General features: G+C 58.8%; 3 protein-coding genes. 1 reads left to right on the top strand and 2 read right to left on the bottom strand.

Annotation, left to right across the window (positions count from 1 at the left end; genetic code table 11):
• On the bottom strand, nucleotides 1-706 hold a 706-nt coding region (locus tag PFH44_RS26250; protein ID WP_283826646.1), incomplete at its 3' end, for an ADP-ribosylglycohydrolase family protein.
• Nucleotides 703-1,980, bottom strand: a complete 1,278-nt coding sequence (locus PFH44_RS26245; protein ID WP_283826645.1) for a nucleoside permease — start codon at nucleotides 1,978-1,980, stop codon at nucleotides 703-705. The genes PFH44_RS26250 and PFH44_RS26245, both read right to left, overlap by 4 nt.
• 250 nt (nucleotides 1,981-2,230) lie before the next feature.
• Here PFH44_RS26245 and PFH44_RS26240 point away from each other — a divergent pair.
• Nucleotides 2,231-3,091: class I fructose-bisphosphate aldolase (locus PFH44_RS26240; protein ID WP_283826644.1), on the top strand; the 861-nt coding region annotated here is incomplete at its 3' end.

Below are 3,091 nucleotides of genomic sequence, written 5' to 3'. Positions count from 1 at the left end.
AGGCGGGCTCGACTCCGCCCGCGCCGCGCACGGTGCGCAGCGCCAGCTCAATGCGCAGGGCCAGCGAGGCGCTAAAGGTGGTGGTGCGCTGCAGCTGGGCGTGCCCGGCGATGGCCGGCAGCGCGTCGGCGATGGCGGACCAGCTTGCGCCGTCAACGGCACGCGAGATGGCCCAGGCAATGACCGTCGCGCCGGCGATGGCTAAATCAGATTTATGCGTCGGGCTGGAGGCGGCGGCAACTTCGTGAATAAAGGCGTCGAGGTCGCCGGTCGGCAGCAGGCATCCCAGCGGCGAGGCGCGCATGGCCGCGCCGTTGGTCACCCCGTTATTCTCCAGCTCGCTCACCGGCGTGCCGTTGCGAATGGCCTTGAGGGCGATTTTCGACGTCGGACCGAGGACGTTTTTATTAAAGGCGTCAAACTCCTCCGCCCAGCGCAGGATGTGGCGGCCGATGGTATCGGGAACGATCCGCCCGTCGCACTCGATGATGGCATCGGCGAGGCACAGGGCCATCGAGGTGTCGTCGGTGAACTCGGCCTCGGCAAAGTAACAGGCGGCATTGTTTTCCGCCGGACCGGGCAGGAAGCGGTCGATCCAGCCGAAATGGGCCTTCACCCGCGATCTTGGCCATAGCTCCGACGGCATGCCCATCGCATCCCCTAACGCCTGCCCGTAAAGGGCACCGAGAATACGTTCTGCTTTCATTTGACTTCCTCTTGTGTAAGCGCAGCATCCTGCGCGTCGATCTCAATGGTGGTGATGTCTTTGTCCGACTCGCGGAAGAACACCATGAACAGCACGGCGATAACGGCAATCATGATGGCGCCGAACGTCCACATCCCTGCCCAGTTAAAGGTATGACCGTTTACCGGCGATGAGTAGGCAAACATTTTCTCCATCATCACCCCGCCGAGGCGGTAGCCCAGCAGGCTGCCGAACCCCTGACAGCAGAGGGTGATGAGCCCCTGCGCGGCGTTGCGCATCGCCACCGGCGCCTTTTTGTCGACGTAGATGTAGGCGGTGACGTAATAGAAGTCGTAGCTGACGCCGTGCAGCAGAATACCGAGGAACATCAGCGTATAGGTGAAATAGTTATCTGCCGCGCCGTAGACGAAAAAGCCGTAGCGAATGGCGGCGGTAATAAGACCAAGTAACAGAACCTTTTTAATACCAAAGCGCTTAGTGAAGAACGGCAGCGCCAGCATAAAGAAGATTTCCGAAAACTGGCCGAGGGTCATCCAGCCGGTGGCGTTTTTCATCCCCGATTCGCTGAGATAGCCGTTGGCAAAGATGTAGTAGAAGGCCAGCGGCATGGCGAAGAGGAATGAGCAGAAGAAAAAGACGAGGAAGTTCCTGTCGCGCAGCATGATCAGCGCGTCCAGCCCCAGCATCACCTTCAGGCTCAGCTTGCCGGTGCTCTTCGGCGGCGTATCCGGCAGGCACAGCGCAAAAATCCCCAGCACCAGCGAGCTCCCCGCGGCGATCAGCAGCGGTACGTTAGTGGGCGAGATATCGCTCAGGCCGAGCATTCCCGGCAGGAAACCGCACACCAGGCCGGAGCCGATCCAGCCGATGGTCCCCATTACCCGAATGCGCGGGAAATCGCGCTCGACGTCGGCAACGTTGGAAAAGGCGATGCTGTTGGTTAGGGCGATGGTCGGCATGTAGGTGAGCGAGTAGGCCAGCAGCAGCGGGAAGAAGCCGCTGAAGGTGGTCTGCTGCGCGGCGAAGTACATCAGTATCGCCCCGGCGAACATCAGAATCGCCAGCACTTTTTGCGCCGAGAAGAAGCGGTCCGTCAGCGAGCCGACCAGCACCGGGGAGAGAATGGCGGCGATGGCGGTACAGGCATAGGACCAGCCAATTTCGCCGGCGCTGAAGCCGCTTTTGCTTAGCCACAGCCACAGGGGAACAAACCACGCTCCCCAGATAAACCACTCAACGAACATCATGAACGACAGCTTTGCTGTAGTTTTCATTTGGAGATCCTTCATGACAGGTAAGGTACGCATTTAGAGTACCACTTGATAATACCTTTGAAATACCATTGAGCTGATTGTTTGAGCAAGCTAACACTTTTTCGTATCTGAATCGTGCCAGCAGAAGTTGCTGAAAAAATGCGATCCCGGCTGGAAAATATGCTAAGTCGGTACCAGGCTTAACCTGCCCAAAAAAGTTGGGTCAGGAACATTGACGCCGGCTGCGGCCGGCCTTACGGGAGTTATTGCTATGACTGATATTACGCAGTTGCTTGGCAAAGATGCCGACAGCCTGTTACAGCACCGTTGTATGACTATTCCAGCCGATCAGCTCTATTTACCGGGGTCGGATTACGTCGACCGAGTGATGGTTGATAACAACCGTCCGCCGGCGGTGCTGCGTAATATGCAAACCCTGTACAACACGGGGCGCCTGGCCGGCACCGGCTACCTGTCGATCCTGCCGGTTGACCAGGGCGTGGAGCACTCGGCGGGAGCCTCTTTTGCCGCCAACCCGCTGTACTTCGATCCGAAAAATATCGTTGAGCTGGCGATTGAGGCCGGCTGTAACTGCGTGGCGTCAACCTACGGCGTGCTGGCCTCGGTATCGCGCCGCTACGCGCACCGCATTCCGTTCCTCGTAAAACTGAATCACAACGAGACCCTGAGCTACCCGAACACCTTTGACCAGACGCTGTACGCCAGCGTTGAGCAAGCTTTTAATATGGGCGCGGTGGCGGTGGGCGCGACTATCTATTTCGGTTCCGAAGAGTCGCGGCGCCAGATCGAAGAGATCTCCGCGGCGTTCGAACGCGCGCACGAGCTGGGGCTGGTCACCGTGCTGTGGGCCTATCTGCGCAATCCGGCATTTAAGAAAGACGGCGTCGATTATCACGTCTCCGCCGACCTGACCGGGCAGGCAAACCACCTCGCGGCGACCATTGGTGCGGATATCGTGAAGCAGAAAATGGCGGAAAATAACGGCGGCTATAAGGCGGTTAACTTCGGCTATACCGACGATCGCGTCTACAGCAAGCTGACCACCGACAACCCGATCGACCTGGTTCGCTACCAGCTGGCGAACTGCTATATGGGGCGGGCGGGGCTGATC

It is taken from the genome of Klebsiella sp. Ech2A, from assembly GCF_030078455.1.
GTDB lineage: Bacteria > Pseudomonadota > Gammaproteobacteria > Enterobacterales > Enterobacteriaceae > Klebsiella > Klebsiella terrigena.
This window is presented reverse-complemented; position numbering and strand designations above follow the sequence as displayed.

Coding starts and splice junctions, on each gene's coding strand:
- PFH44_RS26245 (WP_283826645.1), bottom strand. CDS start 1,980: ATGAAAACTACAGCAAAGCTGTCGTTCATGATGTTCGTTGAGTGGTTT.